Below are 22,395 nucleotides of genomic sequence, written 5' to 3'. Positions count from 1 at the left end.
TGGTGGGCCTGGCCTGCGAGCGCAGCCTGGAGATGGTGGTCGGCCTGCTGGCGATCCTCAAGGCTGGCGGCGCCTATGTGCCACTGGACCCGGCGTACCCCGAGGACCGCCTGGCCTACATGATGGAGGACAGCGGCCTGAGTGTGGTGCTGGCCCAGTCGCACCTGCAACTGCCAGTTCCGCAAGGCGTGCGCACGTTGCTGCTGGACGATGACTTCGGCGCCTTCGCCACGCACAACCCGGCACTCTCGCTTGACCCTGCCAACCTGGCCTACGTGATCTACACCTCCGGCTCCACCGGCAAGCCCAAGGGCGCGTTGCTCGCGCACCACAACGTGCTACGCCTGTTTGCCGCCACCGAACACTGGTTCAACTTCGGGCCGAGTGACGTGTGGAGCCTGTTCCACTCCTATGCCTTCGACTTCTCGGTGTGGGAGATCTTTGGTGCGCTGCTGTATGGCGGCAGGCTGGTCATCGTGCCGCAGGCCACCAGCCGGGCGCCGGAAGAGTTCTTCCAACTGCTGTGCGAGCAGGGGGTCACCGTGCTCAACCAGACGCCATCGGCGTTCAAACAGCTGATGCAGGTGGCCTGTGCTCCGGCCAATGCAGCAGCCAAACCCGCCCTGCGCTACGTGGTATTCGGTGGTGAAGCTCTCGACGTGCATAGCCTGCGCCCTTGGTTCGAGCGCTTCGGCGATCAGCAGCCGCAACTGATCAACATGTACGGCATCACCGAGACCACGGTGCACGTCACTTACCGTCCAGTCAGCCTTGAAGACCTGGCCGGCGATGCGGCAAGCCCCATCGGCGAGCCGATCCCGGACCTGTCGTGGTACCTGCTCGATGCCGACCTGAACCCGGTGCCAAAAGGCGCCATCGGCGAGCTGTATGTGGGCCAGGCCGGCCTGGCGCGTGGTTATCTCAAGCGTGCCGATCTCACCGCCACACGTTTCGTGCCCGATCCGTTCTCGTCCCGCGGCGAGCGCCTGTACCGCACGGGCGACCTGGCGCGTTATCGCCAGGATGGCATCGTCGAGTACGTCGGCCGCATCGACCATCAGGTCAAGATCCGCGGTTTCCGCATCGAGCTGGGTGAAATCGAGGCACGTCTGGCGCAACAGGCCGCCGTGCGCGAAGCGCTGGTGCTGGCGGTGGACGGGCCGAGCGGCCAGCAGTTGGTGGGCTACGTCGTGCCGCAGGACGCCAATGCCGAGCACACCCAATTGCGTGATCAACTCAAGGCCGGGCTCAAGGCCGAACTGCCGGACTACATGGTGCCCACACACCTGCTGTTCCTGGAGCAATGGCCACTGACGGCCAACGGCAAGCTCGACCGCTGCGCCCTGCCGGCGCCGGATGCGAGCTTGCTGCAGCGTGAATACGTGGCACCGCAGACCGAAATGGAAAAACGCATCGCCACCTTGTGGCAAGACGTGCTCAAGCTGCCGCGCATTGGTCTGGACGACAACTTCTTCGAGCTCGGTGGCGACTCGATCATCTCGATCCAGGTGGTCAGCCGTGCCCGCCAGAGCGGGATCCGCTTCAGCGCCAAAGACCTGTTCCAGCACCAGACCATCAAGAGCCTGGCCAGTGTCGCGCAGGTCGCCGACACCACGCAGCAGATCGATCAGAGCCCCGTGCTCGGCACCACGCCCCTGCTGCCGATCCAGCAACTGTTCTTGCTCAGCGATACCCCCGAACCGCATCACTTCAATCAATCGGTGATGCTCGAACCATCCAGGCCGCTGGATGCAGCCGTACTGGACCATGCCTTGCACGCGCTGCTGGAACACCACGATGCCTTGCGCCTGGTGTTCTCCCTCGACGGCGAACATCCAGGTGCTCGCTACCTGCCAGTGGACCCGACCTGCAAATTGCTGTGGCAGGCCGAAGTCGCTGACGAGCCTGCGCTCAACGAATGGGCCAATCGCGCCCAGGCCAGCCTGAACATCCAGCAAGGCCCGCTGCTGCGCGCCCTGCTGGCGACCCTGCCCGATGGCCAGCAGCGCCTGCTGTTGGTCATTCACCACCTGGCGGTGGATGGCGTGTCGTGGCGCATCCTCTTCGAAGACCTGCAACTGGCCTACCAGCAACGGCTGGTAAACCAGCCGACGAAACTGCCGGGCAAAACCAGCTCGGTCAAGGCCTGGGCCGAGCAGTTGCAAGGCTATGCACGCAGCGAGGCCCTGCAAAAGGAACTGCAGTACTGGCAGGCGCAACTGCAGGATGTACCCACCACACTGCCCTGCGAGCGCCCACACGGCAGCTTGCTGAACCGCCACGCACGCAGCGTGCAAAGCCGCCTCGACACGCAGCTCACCCGCCAACTGCTGCAGGAGGCACCGGCGGCCTATCGCACACAGATCAACGATTTGTTGCTGACCGCACTGGCACGCGTGATCGGCCGTTGGAGCGGCTCGCCAAGCAGCCTGATCGAGCTGGAAGGCCATGGCCGCGAAGACCTGTTCGACACGATCGACCTGACCCGTACCGTGGGTTGGTTCACCAGCGTGTTCCCGGTCAAGCTCACCCCCGCCAGCGGTATGGGCGAGTCGATCAAGGCAATCAAGGAACAGCTGCGCGCCATTCCCAACAAGGGCATCGGCTACGGCGCACTGCGCTTTCTTGGCGATGGGAGCGCGCGTCAGGCCCTGGGCGAACTGCCCGTCCCACGCATCACCTTCAACTACCTGGGCCAGTTCGACGCCAGCTTCGACAGCAATGAGGGCGCGCTGTTCGCACCGGCCGCTGAAAGCACCGGCGCCAACCAGAGTGCCCACGCAACGCTGGGCAACTGGCTGTCGCTCAACGGCCAGGTGTATGGCGGCGAGCTGAGCATGAACTGGAGCTTCAGCAGCGAAATGTTCGAGGAGGCGACGGTTCAGCAATTGGCCGATGCCTTCTGCCTGGAACTGGCGGCCGTCATTGCGCATTGTCGCGACCCGCAGCACAGGGGGCTGACGCCATCGGACTTCGCGCTGGCGCGTCTTAGCCAGCCGCAACTGGACCGTTTGCCAGTACCGTGCAGCGACGTGCAGGACCTCTACCCACTCTCGCCCATGCAGCAAGGCATGCTGTTTCACACGCTGGAGTCCAACGAGGCCAGCCTCTACATCAACCAGATGAGCGTACCGGTTATCGGGTTGGACCCCGAACGGTTCATCGCGGCCTGGAACACCGCGATTGCCCGCCATGAAATCCTGCGCACCGGGTTCTGGTCGGCCAACGAGCTGAATGAGCCGCTGCAAGTGGTGTACAAGCACGCCACCCTGCCGGTGCGTCGCTTGGCCAGGCAAGCCACGACGTTCGATGAAAAGGCCCTGCAACGTATCCTTGAAGCGGACTGCGCCGAAGGCTTCGATCTGCTGCAGGCGCCGTTGACGCGCCTGACGCTGATCGACCTGGGCGAGCACAAGCACCACCTGATCTGGACCAGCCACCACATCCTGATGGACGGCTGGTCCAGCTCGCGCCTGCTCGGCGAAGTGCTGGAGCTGTACCACGGGCGCACGCCACCGGCAAAGCGCGGGCAATATCGCGACCATATCCAATGGCTGCAGAATCAGTCCCAGGCCAGCCTGGAGCAGTTCTGGAAACACAAGCTGCACGACCTTGAAGGCCCGACCCTGCTGGCCGGCAGCATTGCACCGCGTCCGGCCGGCGACCTGCAAGGGCATGCAGCGCTGTACCTGCACTGGGACGAAGCACGCACCCAGCGCCTGCGCGAACAGACCCAGCGCCTGCGTATCACGCCCAACACACTGATCCAGGCCGTATGGCTGCTACTGTTGCAACGCTACACCGGCCAGCCCACCGTGTGCTTCGGCGCCACCGTGGCCGGTCGCCCGGCCAGCCTGCCCGGTGCCGAAGAAATGCTCGGGCTGTTCATCAATACCCTGCCGATCATTCAGACCCCGCAGCCGCACATGCCGCTGGCGCAGTGGCTGCAAGCACTGCAGACCTACAACCTGGAGGTTCGTGACCAGGAGCATGCCTCGCTGGCCGACGTGCAACGCTGGTCGGGGCAGAACGGCCAGGCACTGTTCGACAGCATCATCGTGTTCGAAAACTACCCGGTGGACGACCGCCTGCAGGAAGCCGAGCAGAATCAGTTGAGCTTTGGCGAGGTGAACAGTCGTGACGTCACCAACTTCGCCATGGACCTGGCGATCAACCTGGGCCGCACCCTCAAGATCGAGTTCCTCTACCTGCGCAACCGCTTCACCGAGGCTGCCACGGCGCAGATCCGCACCAGCTTCGAAACCTTGCTCGATGCCCTGCTCGACAACCCTCAAGCAACCCTGGGCAGCCTGTCGATGCTCAGTGCCGACGAACAGCAGGCACTTGCACAACACAATCAACTGGCGCCGCCGAGCCACGACCCGGCGCTGCTGGCCGAGTGCATCCGCAGCCATGCCGAACGGCAGCCGCAGCGTATCGCGGTCACCTGCGCCGATGTGCAGTTGAGCTACGGCGAACTGGAAACCCGCGCCAACCGGCTGGCCCACCACCTGATCGCACAGGGCATCGGCCCTGAAGTGTGCGTCGGCATTGCCCTGGAGCGTTCGGTCGACGTGATCGTGGCGTTCTATGCCGTGATGAAGACCGGCGCAGCCTACGTTCCGCTCGACATCGACTACCCGCAGGAGCGCGTCAAGTGGATCGTCGAAGACTCGCGCATGCCGGTGCTGCTGACGCAACGCTCACTCCAGCACCGGTTTGCCGATGCCGGTGCCGGCACCCTGATCACACTTGACCATCTGGCCCTGGACACCTACCCCGCCAGTTGCCCGGCGCCTCGCGCCGACGCGGACAACCTCGCCTACCTGATCTACACCTCCGGCTCCACCGGCAAGCCCAAAGGAGTGGCCGTCAGCCACGGGCAGATCCGCATGCACTGCCTGGCGATTGCCGAGCGCTACGCGATGGACGCCAGCACCCGCGAGCTGCTGTTCATGTCGTTCGCCTTCGACGGTGCCCAGGAACGCTGGCAGTCGACCCTGCTCGGCGGCGGCCAGCTGGTGCTGCGCGACAACCGCCTGTGGACTGCCGAGGAAACCTGGCAGGCCCTGCACGCGCACAACATCGATATCGCCTGCTTCCCGCCCGCCTACCTGCAGCAACTGGCCGAATACGCCGCCAGCGTCGAAGCGCCGCCACCGGCGGTGCGGGTGTACTGCTTTGGTGGTGACGCGGTGGCCGAGGCCAACTTCGAGCTGGTCAAGCGTGCACTCAAGCCGGCCTATCTCACCAACGGTTACGGCCCCACCGAAACCGTGGTCACGCCGTTGCTGTGGAAAGTCGACGCCAGCCAGCAGTGCGGTGCGGTGTATGCGCCCATCGGCACCCGCGTGGGTCGACGTACCCTGTACGTACTCGACGACCAGCTCAACCCGGTGCCCGACGGCGTGGCCGGCGAGCTGTACCTCGGTGGCGAAGGCGTGGCGCGCGGCTATCACCAGCGTCCCGGGCTCAGCGCCGAACGCTTCGTTGCCGACCCGTTCGCGGGCGATGGCAGCCGCCTGTACCGCACCGGTGACCTGGTGCGCCAGCGCGCCGACGGCGTGTTCGACTACCTCGGCCGACTGGACAATCAGGTCAAGGTGCGCGGTTTCCGCATTGAGCTGGGCGAAATCGAATCGCGCCTGCGCCAGCAACCCGGGGTGACCGACGCGGTGGTGGTTGCACGTGAAACCGGCGCCGGCAAGCAACTGATCGGCTACGTGGTAGCGGACGACGCCGGTGACCTGGGCGAACGCCTGCGCGGTGCACTGCAGGTCGAGCTGCCCGACTACATGGTGCCGGCGCAGATCCTCGCGCTGGCCGCCTTCCCGCTCAACCCCAACGGCAAGCTCGACCGCAAGGCGCTGCCCGACCCGGACTTCAAGGCGCGTGCCTTCATCGCCCCGCGCAATGCGCTGGAGCAGGGCCTGGCGGCCATCTGGCAACAGGTGCTGGAGGTCGAACAGGTTGGCGTTACCGACAACTTCTTCGAACTGGGGGGCGACTCGCTGCGTGTGCTCAAGGTGCTGTCCAGGGTACGTAGCCAGCCGGAGCTGGGCATCGAACTGAAACTGCGCGACCTGATTGGCAAGCCGACCATCGCCGAGCTGTCGGGCTACGAGGCCCAGGTGCCTTCCCTCGACCCGTTGCTGTTGCTCAACAGCCCGGTCGAACAGGCGCGGCCGCTGTTCTGCCTGCACGCAGGCTTCGGCACGGTATTCGACTACGAGCCGCTGGCTCGCCGCCTGGAAGGCCAGCGCAGCGTGTATGGCCTGCAATGTCGAATGCTGCTGGAGCGTAGCTGGGAAGACGAATCCCTCGAGGCCATGGCCATCGACTATGCCCAGTACATCCGCCAGAAACAGGCCAGCGGTCCTTACCACCTGCTGGGTTGGTCACTGGGCGGCACCCTGGCGGTGCTGGTCGCGCAAGAGCTTGAGAAACAGGGCCAGCGGGTGGGTTTCCTCGGCCTGGTGGACAGCTTTCTGCCGTCATCTGCGCCTGCGCAGCCTGCAGCCGATGAGGACTGGAGCGAAGACCTTGGCAGCTTCCTGGGTGTCATCATGGGCGTGCCAAGTGACGCGCTGCCGGTGTTGCAGGTGCGCGCCAGCAGCCCTGCCAACCACCTCGAAACGGTGATTGCCCAGGTGCAGGCCCAGGTCATCAGCGCCTCGGCGTTCGCCTCCATCGGCGCTGAAGAACTGGCCCATACCTTCCGTGTAGCCATGAAACTCAAGGCATTGTCCGAGGCCATCGAGGGGCTCCCCGCAACGCAGGTGCCAGCGCAGTGCTGGTGGGCCAGGGCCGGCGCAGGCCAGACCCAGCTGCGCCTGGTGCAGGCGCAACTCAACGAACCGGTCGCCGCCGGCCATTACGACATGCTCAAGCATCCCGAGCTGCTGCGCCGCGTGCTGGAGCAGTTGCAGGAAAGCCACAGCGTCACCTGTTGATACCACCGCCGCCCCGTCAGCCGGGGCGGCGCTTACCGATAGCTTTGCAAGGAACCTCTACATGCCTCTGGATCCCGACCTCGAAGGCTTCCTGGAACTGGCCCAGATGGGCCGCCTGAGTGGCAAGAGCAGCGCGCTGCACGAACTTGATCTGGCACTGGCGCGCACGCAGTTCGAAACCACCTCGCAAGTGCTCGACCCCTGCCCGCCAGGCGCCATCAACGTCACTACCCTGAGCATTCCAACCCGCGACGGCCAGTCCATCGCGGCGCGTCTTTACCGCGCCGATGCCAGCGACACGGCGTTGCTGCCAACGCTGCTGTTCTTTCATGGTGGCGGTTATGTGGTCGGCAGCCTGGACTCCCATGACTCCATCTGCCGCCGCCTGGCAGCAAGCGGGCGCCAGGCGGTGCTGGCGCCGGCTTACCGGCTGGCCCCGCAATACCCGTTCCCGACCGCCGTGCATGATGCGCTGGATGCCGCCAACTGGCTGGCTGAACAGGCCACGGCGCTGCACCTGGACAACCAGCGGGTGACACTCGCGGGCGACAGCGTCGGCGCCACCCTGGCCACCGTGCTGGCGATCACGGCGGTCAAGCAGCCACAGGCGTTGCAGCTCAAGCCCAGGGCGCAGCTACTGTTCTATCCGGTCACCGATACCTCGCGCCAGCGCGACTCGCATCGCCGCTATGCCCAGGACTACCTGCTCGAGACCGCCACGCTGGAATGGTTCTACCACCATTACAGTGCCGACCCGGCGCAGCACCTGGACTGGCGCGTCTCGCCGTTGCTGGCCAGCGGGCTGGGCGAACTGGCCCCGGCGTATGTGAGCCTGGCCGAATACGACCCGCTGTTTGACGAAGGGCTGGAGTACGCCCGCCTGCTGGAGGCCAGCGGTACTTCGGTGACGTTGAAGGTGCAGCAGGGGCTGACCCACGATTTTCTGCGCATGGGCGGGATTGTGGCGGATGTCGAGGCGATCTATACGGCGGTGGACCGCTGGTTGGCCTCGCTGTAGTCGAGGCAGGTGGCGCCCATGAAAAAGCCCGCAGCGTTGCGGGCTTTTTTGTGGCGTTGGCGATTACCAGAACGTACCACGCAACGTCAGCATGTGATTGCGCGGATCGCCGTACCAGTTGCCCAGTGCCGAGGAGCCGACAGTGGAGTAGTACTTCTTGTCAAACGCGTTGTTGAGGTTGTAAAGCACCGACCAGTGATCATCAAGCCGGTACTCCGCCATGGCATTCCACACCGCATAGCCGGCCTGGCGGTATTCGTAGCGCTCGTTGCCCACCACTGCGCCGGTGGCAGGGTCCAGTACCGATGCTGAACCGTTGACATAGTTCGCGCTCTGGAGATTGACCCCACCGCCTATCTTCAGGTCATTGAAATCGCCCGGCAGACGGTAGGTCGACCACAGTTTGAACAGGTGTTTGGGCGTGACCCCGCTGAACACATCACCGTTGTTGCGGTTACGGTTGTTGTTGTAGGTATAGCCGGCAATGACGCTCCAGTCCGGCAACACCTCACCACTGACCTCAAGGTCGATGCCCTTGCTGACCACCTTGCCCTGGGTCAGGTAGCAGCAGTTGCCTCCGAACAGCACCGAGGTCAACGGGTAGGCAGGGTCTTCGACGGCCTGGTTTTCGCGCTTGGTGTAGTACAGCGCGATCGAGGTGTTCAACGCACCGCCGAACAACTCGCCCTTGATACCGGTTTCATAGGTTTCACCGGTCATGGCCTCGACCGGGCTGCCCGGCAGCGGCCCTTGAAGGTTGCTTTGCTGCGGCTTGAAGATTTCCGAGTAGCTGGCGTATGCCGACCACTCCTCATTCAGGTCATACACAACACCGCCATAGGGCACGACCTTCGTCGGTTCACGGACCGACACGTCCGAGGCCACTGACCACGCCCCGGTGCTGCCATCGAACTCGCGGTAGACCTGGTCGAACTTGTAGCGTTGCACCCGGGCGCCGACGATCAGGTGCAGCGGATCGGCAACGTGCATCCGCAACGTGGAGTAGAGCCCGTACTGCACTTGCGAGTTGGGGTCATAGTCGCTGACCCAGTCCTTGCGGATAGGTGGTTCGATCCAGGGGGTCGACTTCGGGTCGTAGACATCGATGGCGCCAAAGGCACCGGCCAATTGTGGCGTACCCTGCCAGCGGCTGGTGATGCGCTGATGGTCGGCGCCCATGAGGAATTCATGCTCACGGCCCAGCAGGTCGAATTTTCCGGCAACGTTCACGTCCCACAGTTGCTGGTCGCTCCGATAGCGAGAGTTCGAACCGAGCCACATCGGGCCGAGCCCGGTGACCGGGTTGAGCGCGCCCACGGAAAAGGAGCCTTTTTTCATACCCACATCTTGCGTCTGGGTATAGCTCAGGTTCACTTTCCAGCGGTCAGACAATTCATGGTCGATCTTGGCGAACAGTTCCTGCGAGCGGCCATCCTGATAAGCCCAGCTCTGGCTCAGGTTGGTATGGCGTGGCAGGCCCAGATCACCGCCGGTGCTGAAACGCGGAAGCCCGGTTCCCGAACCGTTTTCATGAATACGCTCGTAACGCCCGCCCACGGTCAGGCGAGTGTCGGGCAGCAAGTCGGCCTCGAGCACACCGTAGATCGTGGGCAGCTCGGTGCTTCGTTCGTCGAGAAAATACTGCCGGTCCGTGTAGGCGGTGACCAATCGTCCGCGCAGTTTTCCGTCGAAGGCCATAGGGCCGGTGACATCCAGTTGCGTACGGTAGTTGTCCCAGGAACCGGCCGATGCCTCGACCTTCAATTGATAGGTGTCCAATGGGCGCTTGCGCACAAGGTTGATGATGCCGCCCGGATCGCCAGTGCCGCCGAAAAGACCCGAGGCCCCACGCAGGACTTCGACGTGATCGAACTCTACCAGGTTGTAGTTCTTGTTCGAGTAGAAGCTGCCTGCCGTGGTACCCAGGGCCATGGGCGCCGCTCCATCGATCTGGATGTTCTCGATGGCAAACCCTCGAGAAAAGTAGGTCGACAGCCGGTCGGTGGAATTCTGCACGGTAATGCCTGGTGCAATCTTCATGGCATCGGTCAAATCGACCATGCCCTTGTCCTGAATCACCTGATGGGTAATGACCGAAACCGACTGCGGGGTCTGGCGCAGGCTGGTCGGGGTCTTGGAGCCGACACTGGTCAGGCTGGGCGTATAGGAACCGGTATTCTCGGTCATCTGCCCCATGCCCTGGCCCTGGATGGTGGTGGTACCGAGTTCCAGCGCCGCCCCCAGCGCAGGAGTTCTTTCGACCAGGATCACATCGCCGCTGAGCCTGGCGCTCAAGCCACTGCCCAACAATAATCGATCAAGCCCCTGCTGTACCGCGTAACGCCCGTGCAGCCCTTGCGAATGCTGGCGGGTCACTACTTCACTGGCAACCATCAGGCGCAACCCCGCCTGATCGGCAAACCGCGTCAGTGCCTGGTCAAGCGGGCCTGGCGCAACATCGAATACCTGCTCAACGGCGTGTTGGTGATCCACCGCCCTGGCCGGTAGGCTGACACCCACGCAGCTCGCTGTCACGATCGCCAGGCTCAAGGCGGTTTGTCTGATCAGATACGGCATAACGCTCCCCTGCTGAAATCAGCGAAATAAAAATCAATCTCGAAAGGAAAGACGTCAGCCCTCTGAAACCCGACAGTGGCAACAATCAATTATTTCTGCACAGGCCCTACTTTTGCCGTGCGTCGTCTCGCTCGATCACGGTCAACCATGGGAACTGCCGCACGCGTAGCGGCAAGGTGCGCTGCAGCAATTGCAACTGGGCGTGAGTGTCATCGGTTGCAACGACACCGGTGACCGGCAAGCGGCGCAGGTCGTTGTCGCGCACCCAGATCAGGCCGCGGTGGTAGTGGCCGATCTGCTCCAGCACCTCACCCAGCGGCTGCTGGTTGAACACCAGGCGGTCGCGACGCCACGCGGTTGCCGATGCGATATCCACCGCTTGCGCATCCTCCAGGCCGTGCGGACCGAACTGCACCGCCTGGCCGGCGTCAACGTCAACAGCCTGCGCATCCCCCTCGAGCGTCACCCGCACCGAATGCTCGGTCACCACCATCCGCACCTGCTCGCCCTCGCGTCGCACATCGAAGCCGGTACCCAGCGCGCGCATGCGCCCGTTGCCAGCCAGTACCTCGAACGGACGCTGTGCATCGGCTGCGACCTGCACGAAGAGCTCCCCGGCGTACAAACGCAACACCCGGCGATCGCCTTCCAGATCTATATCCACACGCGTGTGCGGCGCCAGCTCCAGGCGCGAGCCATCGGCCAGGTTCAACGTGCGGTGCTCGCCCAGAGCGGTCATCTGGTCGGCTACCCAACCTTGGGTTTGAGCCTGCCAGTAGAGCCCCCCCGCAAGGCTCAAGGCTATTGTCAAACCCAACAACGGCACCCTGCGCGACGATGCAGGCGGCCGCTCCAATGCACTGCCCAGCCGCTCCCACAGGCGCTCCGCCGCGTGGGCGGCATGCTGGTGTTGCGGTGATGTTTCGCACCACTGCAGATAGGCGTCCCAGGCAGGCGCCTCGGCGTCGCCCGAATGCAGGTCGACCAACCACTGCAAGGCCTGCTCGGTCAGCACTGTGGATGCCTTGCCTGAACAAAAACCGCTGCTCTCGCGCTTCATTCAGTCATCCATCATTTCGAGGCGTCGAGCACAGTGCAGCAAGGCGCTCATGATGTACTTGCTGACCATGCTCACCGAGACCCCGAGCCGCTCGGCGATGGCCGCATGGCCCAGCCCTTCGAGGCGATTGAGCAGCAGGGCCTGACGGCAGTTGACGGGCAATTCGTCCAGAGCCTGCTGCAACAGCATCAGTTGCTGGCGCAACTCGAACAGCGCGGCGGGTCCCGGACATGGATCGAGCAGTTCATGCTCGACCTCGTCCAGCGAGCCGACCGGCCCACGCCGCGTGCGGCTGCGCCCCAGGTCGATGATCAGGTTGCGCAGCACGCGGATCAGGAAAAAGCGCGGATTGACAATCGAATGCGTACGCTGTTGACGGTCAAGGCCGACGTAACGCACAAAGGCGTCCTGAGTGAGGTCTGCCGCCATTTCCCGATCGCCCAGGCGGCGGTAGGCAATCTGCTGCAGTTCGCGGTGATAGAGGCGAAACAACCGATCCAGATTATCCAATGCACACTCCAGAGCGATCCATGTGCAGGAGCACAGGTGGCGGGAGCGCTAGGGTACGAATTTTGAGAATCGTTCGCAATACCAAAAAACATTGGCGTCATGCAGGAAGCGGACGACCGCCGTTTAAGCCGCCACCGCCCACAAAAAAGCCCGCATCAGAACGGGCTTTCGAAAAGAGTGCCGATTACCAGAACGTACCCCGCAACGTCAGCATGTGGTTACGCGGCTCACCGTACCAGTTGGCGGCAACCGAAGAGCCTACTGTCGAATAATAGGTCTTGTCGAACACGTTGTTGAGGTTGTAGGTGAGGCTCCAATGATCATCGAGACGATACTCGGCCATGGCGTTCCACACGGCGTAGCCTGCCTGGCGATATTCATAGCTTTCGTTGCGAATGACCGCACCTGTGTTGTCCAGCACCGCTGCGGTTCCACTGACATAGTTGGCACTCTGCAGGTTCACCCCGCCGCCGATTTTCAAGTCATTGAATTCGCCTGGCAGACGATATGTGGACCATAGCTTGAACAGGTGTTTGGGGGTCAGGCTGCTGAACACCGTGTCGTCGTTACGATTCTGGTTGTGGTTATAGGTGTAACCCGCCATCAGGCTCCAGTCGGGAAGCAGCTCCCCGCTGACCTCCATGTCCACACCCTTGCTGACCACTTCGCCCTGCGTCACATAACAGCAGCTGCCACCAAACGGGACGGTCGTTACCGGATAAGCAGGGTCCAGAACAGCCTCGTGCTCACGCTTGGTGTAATACAGAGCGAAGGAGGTGTTGACGGCACCGCCCCACAGCTCCCCCTTGATACCGGTTTCGTAGGTCTTGCCGGTCATGGGTTCGATCGAATTGCTGGATTCGGTACCCGGTGCAGGCGTTGGGCCTTCAAGTTTGTTCTGCTGTGGCTTGAAGATTTCCGAATAGCTGGCATACGCCGACCACTCATCATTCAGGTCATATACCACGCCACCATATGGAACCACCTTGGTGGGCTCTCGGGTAGAAAGATAAGCCGGTGCAACGCCCCTTTCCTGATACGTCTGATAGAACTTGTACCGTTGCGCACGAGCACCAACGATCAGGTGCAGAGGTTCGGCCAGTTGCAGCCGCAGGGTCGAGTAGAGACCGTACTGGATCTGGGTATTGGGGTTGTAATCAGCCAGCCAATCCTTGGTGGTGGGTGGGTTTGGCCACGGAGTGGAACCGGGATCGAACACGTTGATTGGCTCGAAGGCGCCTGCCAGTTGCCCGGTGCCCCTCCATTGACTGGTGATTCGCTGATGATCTGCCCCCATCAAAAACTCATGCTGGCGATCGAACAGGTTGAATTTACCCGCCAGGTTAACGTCCGCCAATTGCTGATCGCTGCGGTAGCGCGCCACACTGCCGAAGCGCGTTGCCCCGGTGCCCGTCACCGGGTTGACACTGCCAACGTTGAACGCGCGCTTCTGCAACCCGGAGTCCTGAGTCTGGGTGTAACTGACGTTGAGCTTCCAGTCATCCGACAGCTCGTGGTCGACCTTGGCAAACACCTCATCCGACCGACCGTCCTGGAACGCCCAGCTCTCGCTCAGGTTGGTATGGCGCGGCAAACCAAGATCCTTGCCGTCGCTGTAGCGAGGCAGGCCGGCGCTGGCACCGTTCTCATTGATACGCTCGGAACGTCCACCGATGGTCAGGCGTGTGCTGGGCAACACGTCCGCCTCCAGGATGCCGTAAAGCGTAGGGCTCTGCGAACTGCGCTCATCCATGAAGTACTGCCTGTCGGTATAGGCCGCTACTAGTCGCCCCCTCAGCTTGCCGTCGAAGCCCATCGGCCCCGTGATGTCGACCTGGCTACGGTAGTTGTCCCATGAACCCGCAGACGCCTCGAACTTCAATTGATAGGTGTCCAATGGGCGCTTGCGCACCAGGTTGATGATGCCACCGGGGTCGCCCGTACCACCAAAAAGGCCTGAAGCACCACGCAGTACTTCAACGTGATCGAACTCGGCCAGGTTGTAGACCTTGCTTGAATAGAAGCTGCCCGCTGTAGTGCCCAGCGCCATGGGGGCTGCACCATCGATCTGGATGTTCTCGATGGCAAAGCCGCGGGAGTAGAAGTCGTTGATGCGCTCGTTCGAGTTGCGCACAGTGATACCCGGCGTCATCTTCATGGCATCGGTCAGATCGACCATGCCCTTGTCCTGAATCACCTGATGGGTAATGACCGAAACCGACTGCGGGGTCTGGCGCAGGCTGGTCGGGGTCTTGGAGCCGACACTGGTCAGGCTGGGCGTATAGGAACCGGTATTCTCGGTCATCTGCCCCATGCCCTGGCCCTGGATGGTGGTGGTATCCAGTTCCAGCGCAGAGTTTGAAGCGGCTTCATTGGTCAGCAACACCGTGTTGTCTTCGATGCGATACCTCAGCCCGGCATTGCGCAGCAGCTGCTCCAGCGCCTGCTGCGGCTCCATGGTGCCCACCACGGCCGGGGCCTTCTTGCCAGTGACCAGGTCAGGCCCGTAGAGAATCTGCAAACCGGTCTGGTTGCCCAGATCGATCAGGGCCTTCTCCAGCGATTGGGCGGGGATATTGACCGCCACACTCTGTGCATACACACCGCCGCTGGCACCCAGTGCCAACCCCAACACGATGATGGAAGCCGAAGTACGCCAGGTGGCCAGTGAATTTTTCAGCACACGTGGTGCACGCCTTTTTTGCTCAACCTTCATAGTGTTGGATCACCCCAGATATCATTCGTCGGAAGATCGTCGCCTCTTCAGGGCCACTGATCAGTCAATGGGCATTCCTTGCTGCCACTTCCGCGCCAATGCCTAAGGGGCACGCAGGCCGGACTTCCATCGGATTCTTCGTGGAACCCAATGGAAGACGAATTAAAAATGAAAAATTTAGGAATCGTTCACATTTTCAGTACAGACATACTGAAAAAAGATAGCGCACCGTCTTGCACGGCAGCTGAAACGTCACAGCGAACGGAGCCCATCGACGTCGATGGGCTCCGGCAACACGGACGCGCCTCAGGCGCTGGCGTTCTGCGCCTTGGCCAGCAACTGTGCACGCTGCTCGGGGGTCATGCTGTCCAGACGTAACCGTGCCGCCGCCAGTTTTTCCAGTTGCCCGGGGGCGGCCTCCTGCGAGCGCAACGCCTGCGCCAACGCTGCCACGCTGGGGTTGTCGAACACCACGCCGGGGTGCACATCGCACTGCAGCAACTTGCGAATGCCCGCCACCAGCTTGATCACCAGCAACGAGTGCCCACCGGCAGCGAAGAAGTCCTGCTCCACGCTCAGGCGCTCCAGCCCCAGCAGTTGCGCCATGCGGCTGGCCAGCAGTTCCTCGACGGCATCGCGCGGCGCCACACAGGCCACCTCGGCAGTGGCCAACGGACGCTGCTGCAATGTTTGTCGATCGACCTTGCCATTGGCCAGGCGCGGCATCTGCGCCAGCACCTGTACATGGCGTGGCAGCATCGGCGCCGGCAGCCTCAGGGCCAGTTGCGCCGTCACTGCGGCAGCCGCCTCCTGACCTGCGCCCTCACGCAGCACCAAGAAGGCCACCGGCTCGGCGTCGACCAGCACCGCAACCGCCTCGCTGACCTGCGCCAGGCTGGCCAGCTGCACTTCGATTTCCGCCAGTTCGATACGAAACCCTCGCACCTTGACCTGCTGGTCGCGCCGGCCATACAGCTGTACACCGCCCTCGGGACGGTAGCGTGCCAGGTCGCCGCTGCGGTACAGCCGCTCACCCGGCTGCAGCGGATGCTCGATGAACACCTGTGCCGTCTGCTCGGGCGCATTCAGGTAGCCACGCGCCAGTTGTCGTCCACCGATGTACAGCTCGCCCAGTTCACCAATGGCCACCGCCTGAAGGTGCTCATCCAGCACCAGCACCTGATTGTTGGGCAGCACCTCGGTCAAGGGCACACTCCCTGCGTCCATATCCGCCGCTGTCACCCGATGCACCAACACACCCACGGTGGTTTCGGTAGGCCCATAGTGGTTGAACACGCGACAGTCCGGACGAATCTCGGCAATGCGCTGCAGCAGCGAGACGCCGATCGCTTCACCGCCCAGCACCAGGGTCGCCGGCAGGTGCGGCGCCTGGGCTTCGAGCAACGCGGCCAGGTGCGAGGGCACGATCTTCAGGCAGTCGATGGCCTGTTCACGCATGAAATGCGCGAACGCCTCGGGCGACTGGATGCTGTCGTCGTCGGCTACATGCAGCGCTGCACCCAGGTACAGCGCGCCCAGCAGCGCGGTGTTGCCAAGGTCGGCAGCCACCGTGGAACTCAGGGCGAAGTGACGGCATGCATCGAGTTGCAGTTGCTGGCACACCCCGGCGGCGTAGTTGAGCAACTGCTGATGCTCCACCACCACGCCTTTGGGCGTGCCGCTGGAGCCGGAGGTGAACAGCACATAGGCGACATCGGTCGCACTGAGCGCAGGGCTGGCCACATCGCCGTCGACGTGGCCCAGCAGCGCGATGTCCTGCACGACCATACCCTGCCCGGCCAGTTGGGCCAGATGCGCCTGCTCGGTCAGCACCAGGCCTGGCTGTGCCTGTTCCAGCATCTGCAACTGCCGTGCAACCGGCCATTGCGGGTCCAGCGGCAAGTACGCGGCGCCCACCCGCCAACAGGCCAGCATGGCCACCACCCATTGCGTCGAACGTGGCAAGGCCAGCCCTACCCGCCCACCCTGGCCCACGCCGAGTGTCACCAGGTCGAACGCCAGGCGTGCCACGCGCTGTTCAAGTTCGGCGTAGCTCAGGGTCACGCCGGCACTGACCAGCGCCGGAGCGTCCGGGGTGATGGCGGCCCACTGGGCGATGCGTTCGGGTAACAGCACCCGGTCTTCCAGCGCACGCACTGCGGGGTTGAGGGCAAGCAGCGCGGCGTTGTCCGCAGCCCCCGAGAGGTTGAGCCGGCCCAGGGCCTGTCGACTGTGCGCGGCGATGCTGTGCAGCAGCGCCTGGTACTGTCCGAGCAGCACTTCAAGACCGACCTGGCTGTAGCGCCCCGCTTCGGCGTCAAGACGCAAGGCCGTGTCGCTGACGCTCAGCAGCAACTCGAACCGGGGCTGTGCTTCGGCCAGGCGGGTCGCCTGCCACTGCGCAGTGCCGACAACCTGCTCCAGCAAGGCAGCGCGCGCGGCAAAGCCGTAAAGCGGGTTTTCATACGCCACCGGCAGGTTGCCTGCGGCATATTCCTGCCAGGTTGCATGCTGCTCGAGCTGCGCCGCCAGGTCGGTAACCCACGCTTCGAAGGGTTGCTCCTGATCCACATGCACTACCAGCGGCAGGGTTTTCTCGAACACCCCGATGCTGTTCTCGAAGAACGCGTAATCCTTGCGCCCGTCGTGGCGCCAGCCACCGACAAACCGATGGCGCCCGCTGATGCGTGCCAGCAGCGTCCACCAGGCTGCCTGCAGCACGGTGTCCAGCGTTACCCCCAGGCGTTGCGCCAGGCCAGCCAGCTGCGCCTGCAACGGCGCCTCCAGCGTAGCCTCAAGCTTGAGCGCGGCTGCGGGCTGGGCCGTGGCACGGCGGTATGGCAAACAGGGCGCAACGCACGCTTCGCTGGCCGGCAGGTGCGCCTGCCAGTACGCCTTGGCGGTGTCGGCATCTTCGTCGAACAGCACTTCGCTGCGCCACTCCAGGTATTGCGCAAATTGCCCCGGTTCCTCGTCGTCGACCGCAGCAGCGTGCAGGTAGGCCTGTACCAGCGCGTCGAACATTACCTTGAGGCTGCCGGCATCACCGACAAAGCGGGCCAGCGCCAGCACCAGCACCCACCGCCCCTGCGTCACACGCGACAGCAAGGCCTGCACGTACGGGCCTGCCGCAGGCCAGGGTTCGGCGAGCCACGCCTCGGGCGCCACATCCGGCTGCACCTGCAGGTCGAACGCCTGCGCCGATGCCTCGGGCATGAACTGGCGCTGGCCGTGATAGCCGGCCACGCTGCCCAGGCGCATGGCCAGGGCGGCGTGTCGCGCCAGCAGGCTGTCCAGTGCCTGCTGCAGGCGCGGCACATCCGGCTCGCCGTGGATATCGACGCGCAGGCAATGCGCGATGGCCTCGCGCCGTGCACCGGCATTCAATGCCGCGACCCAGGTTTCCTGCTCGGGAAGCAGGGCCAGGCCTGTGTCCTGTGTTTCCAGCTGTGCCGTGCTCATGCGCCCGCCTCGTCCTTTGCCATCGTCCGCTGTTGTGTGTCAGGCAGCGCCCCCAGGGCACTGCGTTCGATCATCTCGCCCATCGCCACGACAATCTTGCGCGGCCCCTCGAAGGGGTCGCGAGCATGGGCGGCAAGCATGTTGTCGAGCAGAATCACATCACCCTTGCGCCACTCGAAACGCACCGCGCATTCCTCGTACAGGTCGCCGATCTGCTGCATGACCTCGTCCTCGATCGGCGAACCGTCGCCGTAGTAAACATGACGGGGCATGCGCTGCTCGCCGAACAGTGCCAGCAGGTCTTCGCGCACATCCGGGTCCAGGCAGTAGATGTGGTGCAACTGCACCTGGTTGAAGAAGCTCTTCTCGCCCGTGACCGGGTGGCTGATGATCGCCGGGCACGGCGTGCGGATCTGCAGTTCGTCGTTGTCCAGCCAGGTCCACTGGATGCCCGCCGCACTGCAGCGCGCCTCGACCTCGGCACGCACCTCGGTCTTGAAGAAGTGCTGCCACGACACATCGAGCTTGTCGGCAAAGGTGCGCACGTATAGCAGGCCCTTGCCCTCGAAGCGCTCACGCAGCTCGGTCGGCAGCTTCTGGTACATCAGACGGCAGTCCACCACCGGGGTGGCGCCCCCCACGGGTGAAGGCTGCTCACAGAAGAACAGCTGCTTGCGCGGCCAGCGATCCTGATGCGCGCTTTCGTTGTGGAAAAGAATCATCTTCTTCTCCGGATACGGCGTCGAACGGTAGGTGTTCTTGCCGCCTTCCTTCTTCGGCAGGTCACCGTACTGGCCATACAGGCCAGGCTGCACCGCTTCGGCAAAGGCTTCGAAGGCGTGGATATCGCGCAGGGCGAAACCACGGAACAGGATGCCGGCATGCTGGGCAAGCTTGTGCTCCACCAGTGGGCGGTTGTGCTCGATCCACTGGATCAGGTCCAGCCCCGGGTCGGTCGGTTCCCACAGCAGCGGGAACGCCTGGCCCGGCACCATCAGGCTCTCGCGCATGGAGGCTACCGCAGGGCGCGCTGCCGGCCCCTGGGCCTTCTTCAGAAACTTGCCCAGTTTGTCGGCCTTGCTCGGTGCAGCGGGTGTTGCAGGCGCAGCCACAGGGGCCGCGGTATGGGTAGGCATGTTGATTTCCCCTAGACGTTTATCTGGATCACGCACCATCTGTTCGAGAATGGTCATCCAGCCTTTCACGCAGAGCTCGATACGTTCTTGTTGGAATAAGTCGCTGGCGTACTGCCAGGTGCCATGCAACTGGTCGGCCTCCTGGTCGATGAACAGGGCCATGTCGAACTTGGAGTAGCCACCGCCCATCGGCAGTGCCTCGACCCGCACCCCGTCCATCGCCGCCTGGCGCACCGGCAGGTTGTTCATCACGAACAGCACCTGCACCAGCGGGTTGGCGCCCTTGTGCCGAGGCGTCGCGGCAGCCTCGACGATCTGGTCGAATGGCAACTCCTGGTGTTCGAACGCACTCAGTGCGGTGTCCTGGACCTGGGCCAGGTACTCGCGCACCGACAGCTGCTCCTGCCAGCGTGAACGCAGCGGCAGCACGTTGATGAAAAAGCCGATCAGGCCTTCCAGTTCAGGCTGCGAGCGCCCCGCCACGTCCGCCCCGACCAGCACGTCGTGGCTGCCACTGAGCCGGTGCAACATCACCTGGAATGCCGCCAGCAAGGTGCTGTAAAGGGTGACCCCGGCGGCACGTGACAGGCCCTTGAGCTGCTCGTGCAGGGCCGTCGGCAGGCTGAAGTGCAGGTCGCGACCGGCATGGCTGGCCTGGGGCTTGCGCGGGTGGTCGGCCGGCAACACCAGCAGCCCGTCGTGACCGGCCAGGGTGCGCTGCCAGAAGGCAGCCTGTTCGCGCATCACTCCCGCCTGCTCCAGGGCCTGCTGCCACTGGGCATAATCGGAATACTGCAAGGGCAAGGGCGGCAACGGCGTCTGGATCCCGGCCTTGAGGCGGGCGTAGACCTCGACCACTTCGTTGCTCAGCAGCGCCAGCGACCAGCCATCGGAGATGATGTGGTGCATGCAGAACAGCAGCACGTGGCGCTCCTGACCCAGGCGTATCACCTGGCCACGCAACAGCGGTGCCTGCACCAGGCTGATGGGCTGGCGGGCATTGTGCTCGATCGCCTCGGCCACCCTCGCCTCCTGCTCCCCTGCTGGCAGCATCGACAGATCCAGCAGCGGCAGAGGCAGCGGCACGTCTGTGCTGACCACTGCCAGTGGATCACCGTCGTCATCGGCCACATACGCGGTACGCAGTACTTCATGGCGCCTGATCAACTGCGCCAGGCTGGCTTCGAGCAGCGGCACCGACAGTTCGCCTTCCAGGCGCAGCGCCAGGGGCATGCCATAAGCGCCGCTGGGCGCGGCGAACTGCTCGACCACCCACAGCCGACGCTGGGCCAGCGACAGCGGCGCCGTGGCGCGCTCGCCGTAGGCCTGCAGGCTCGGCAGCGCCGCGCGCGACCGGCCATCGCGCTGAGCCAGCAAGGCGGCGAAGGCACCGAGGGTCGGCGTGCCGAACAGGTCACGCAAACCCACCTCGACACTCAGCACCTGACGCAGCCGCGCCACCACCTGGGTAGCCAGCAACGAATGGCCACCCAGCTCGAAAAAGTTGTCGTCGCGACCAATCCGCGACAGCTCCAGCACCTGCTGCCAGACCTGGGCAATCCTCTGCTCCAGATCACCTTGCGGCGCCACGTACTCGGCCTGCAGCAGGCTCGCATCCGGGGCCGGCAGGGCGCGGCGGTCGAGCTTGCCGTTGGCCGTCAGTGGCCATTGCTCCAGGAACAACAAGTGCGTGGGCACCATGTAGTCCGGCAGTTCGGCCTTGAGCCGGGTTTTCAGTTCTTCCCGCAGGGCCGTGGGGTCGGCGGCGTTATCGTGGGGCAGTACATAACCCACCAGTTGCTGGCCGCTCGGCCCGTCCACCGCCAGCACCAGCGCCTCGCGCACCGCAGCCTGTTGCGCCAGACGTGCCTCGATCTCACCCAGTTCGATGCGGAAGCCGCGAATCTTGACCTGATGGTCGATGCGGCCGACGTACTCGACGATGCCATCCTGGCGATAACGCGCCAGGTCGCCCGTGCGGTACAGGCGTTCGCCGCGGGCCGAGAACGGATCGGGCACGAAACGTGTGGCGGTGAGATCGGCACGCTTGAGATAACCACGCGCCAGACCGGCCTGGCCCACATACAGCTCGCCGATGGCGCCTTTGGGCACCGGGTTCAGGTCGGCATCGAGCAGGTACCACGACAGGTCCGGGATCGGCTCGCCGATGGGGCTTGCCGCATCGCCGGCCAGATCGGCCAGCGACACAGGACGGTAAGTGACGTGCACCGTGGTCTCGGTGATGCCGTACATGTTGATCAGTTGCGGCTGCTGATCACCGAAGCGCTCGAACCAAGGGCGCAGGCTGTGCACGTCGAGAGCTTCGCCACCGAACACCACGTAACGCAGGGCGGGTTTGGCTGCTGCATTGACGGGGGCACAGGCCACCTGCATCAGCTGTTTGAACGCCGATGGCGTCTGGTTGAGTACGGTGACCCCCTGCTCGCACAGCAACTGGAAGAACTCTTCCGGTGCCCGGCTGGTGGCCTGCGGCACGATGACCAGCCTGCCGCCATACAACAGCGCACCAAAGATCTCCCATACCGAGAAGTCGAAGGCATAGGAGTGGAACAGGCTCCACACGTCACTCGGCCCGAAGGCGAACCAGTGTTCGGTGGCGGCAAACAGGCGCAGTACGTTGTGGTGCGCGAGCAACGCGCCCTTGGGCTTGCCGGTGGAGCCGGAGGTATAGATCACATAGGCCAGGTTGGCAGGGTCCAGCGTCAGGCCTGGGTTGCTGGCGGCATAACCAGTGAAGTCATCGTCCAGCAGCAACGTGCGCACGCCTTGCGGAACTGGCAGTTGCAGGTGCGACTGGGCCAGCACCACGCTCAGCCCGCTGTCTTCCATCATGTAGGCCAGGCGGTCCTCGGGGTACGCCGGGTCCAGTGGCACATAGGCGCCGCCAGCCTTGAGGATCGCCAGCAGGCCGACCACCATCTCCAGGCTGCGCTCGCAGGCCA

Annotated in this window: 8 protein-coding genes; 2 read left to right on the top strand and 6 right to left on the bottom strand. The window is 63.7% G+C overall.

Annotated elements, in window-relative coordinates; genetic code table 11:
• The first annotated feature begins 2 nt into the window (after positions 1–2).
• Both QMX96_RS24050 and QMX96_RS24045 read left to right on the top strand, forming a co-directional pair.
• A complete protein-coding gene (locus QMX96_RS24050; protein WP_282362588.1) occupies positions 3–6,953 on the top strand; it encodes a non-ribosomal peptide synthetase in 6,951 nt (2,316 codons plus the stop codon).
• Between the two features lie 61 nt (positions 6,954–7,014).
• Positions 7,015–7,971 (top strand): alpha/beta hydrolase, encoded by a 957-nt coding sequence (locus QMX96_RS24045; RefSeq protein ID WP_104572900.1) that lies wholly within the window; start codon positions 7,015–7,017, stop codon positions 7,969–7,971.
• Positions 7,972–8,034: 63 nt separating this feature from the next.
• Here the strand turns inward: QMX96_RS24045 and QMX96_RS24040 are convergent, their stop codons facing one another.
• From QMX96_RS24040 to QMX96_RS24015, 6 genes are all read right to left on the bottom strand, one after another.
• Positions 8,035–10,548: a TonB-dependent siderophore receptor gene (locus tag QMX96_RS24040; RefSeq protein WP_282362587.1), complete on the bottom strand. Its 2,514-nt coding sequence runs from the start codon at positions 10,546–10,548 to the stop codon at positions 8,035–8,037.
• A gap of 106 nt (positions 10,549–10,654) precedes the next feature.
• Positions 10,655–11,608, bottom strand: a complete 954-nt coding sequence (locus QMX96_RS24035; protein WP_104572898.1) for a FecR family protein — start codon at positions 11,606–11,608, stop codon at positions 10,655–10,657.
• Positions 11,609–12,118: an RNA polymerase sigma factor gene (locus QMX96_RS24030; protein ID WP_104572897.1), complete on the bottom strand. Its 510-nt coding sequence runs from the start codon at positions 12,116–12,118 to the stop codon at positions 11,609–11,611. It lies immediately after the preceding gene.
• A 184-nt stretch (positions 12,119–12,302) separates the two neighbouring features.
• On the bottom strand, positions 12,303–14,834 hold the full coding sequence (locus QMX96_RS24025) for a TonB-dependent receptor (RefSeq protein ID WP_104572896.1): 2,532 nt from the start codon (positions 14,832–14,834) through the stop codon (positions 12,303–12,305).
• A gap of 306 nt (positions 14,835–15,140) precedes the next feature.
• Positions 15,141–18,296, bottom strand: coding sequence for a non-ribosomal peptide synthetase (locus QMX96_RS24020; protein ID WP_213607244.1), 3,156 nt, complete (start codon positions 18,294–18,296; stop codon positions 15,141–15,143).
• Positions 18,293–22,395: amino acid adenylation domain-containing protein (locus QMX96_RS24015; protein WP_282362586.1), on the bottom strand; the 4,103-nt coding region annotated here is incomplete at its 5' end. The genes QMX96_RS24020 and QMX96_RS24015, both read right to left, overlap by 4 nt.

The organism is Pseudomonas sp. PS01300 (assembly GCF_029960155.1).
Taxonomy (GTDB): domain Bacteria; phylum Pseudomonadota; class Gammaproteobacteria; order Pseudomonadales; family Pseudomonadaceae; genus Aquipseudomonas; species Aquipseudomonas palmensis.
This window is presented reverse-complemented; position numbering and strand designations above follow the sequence as displayed.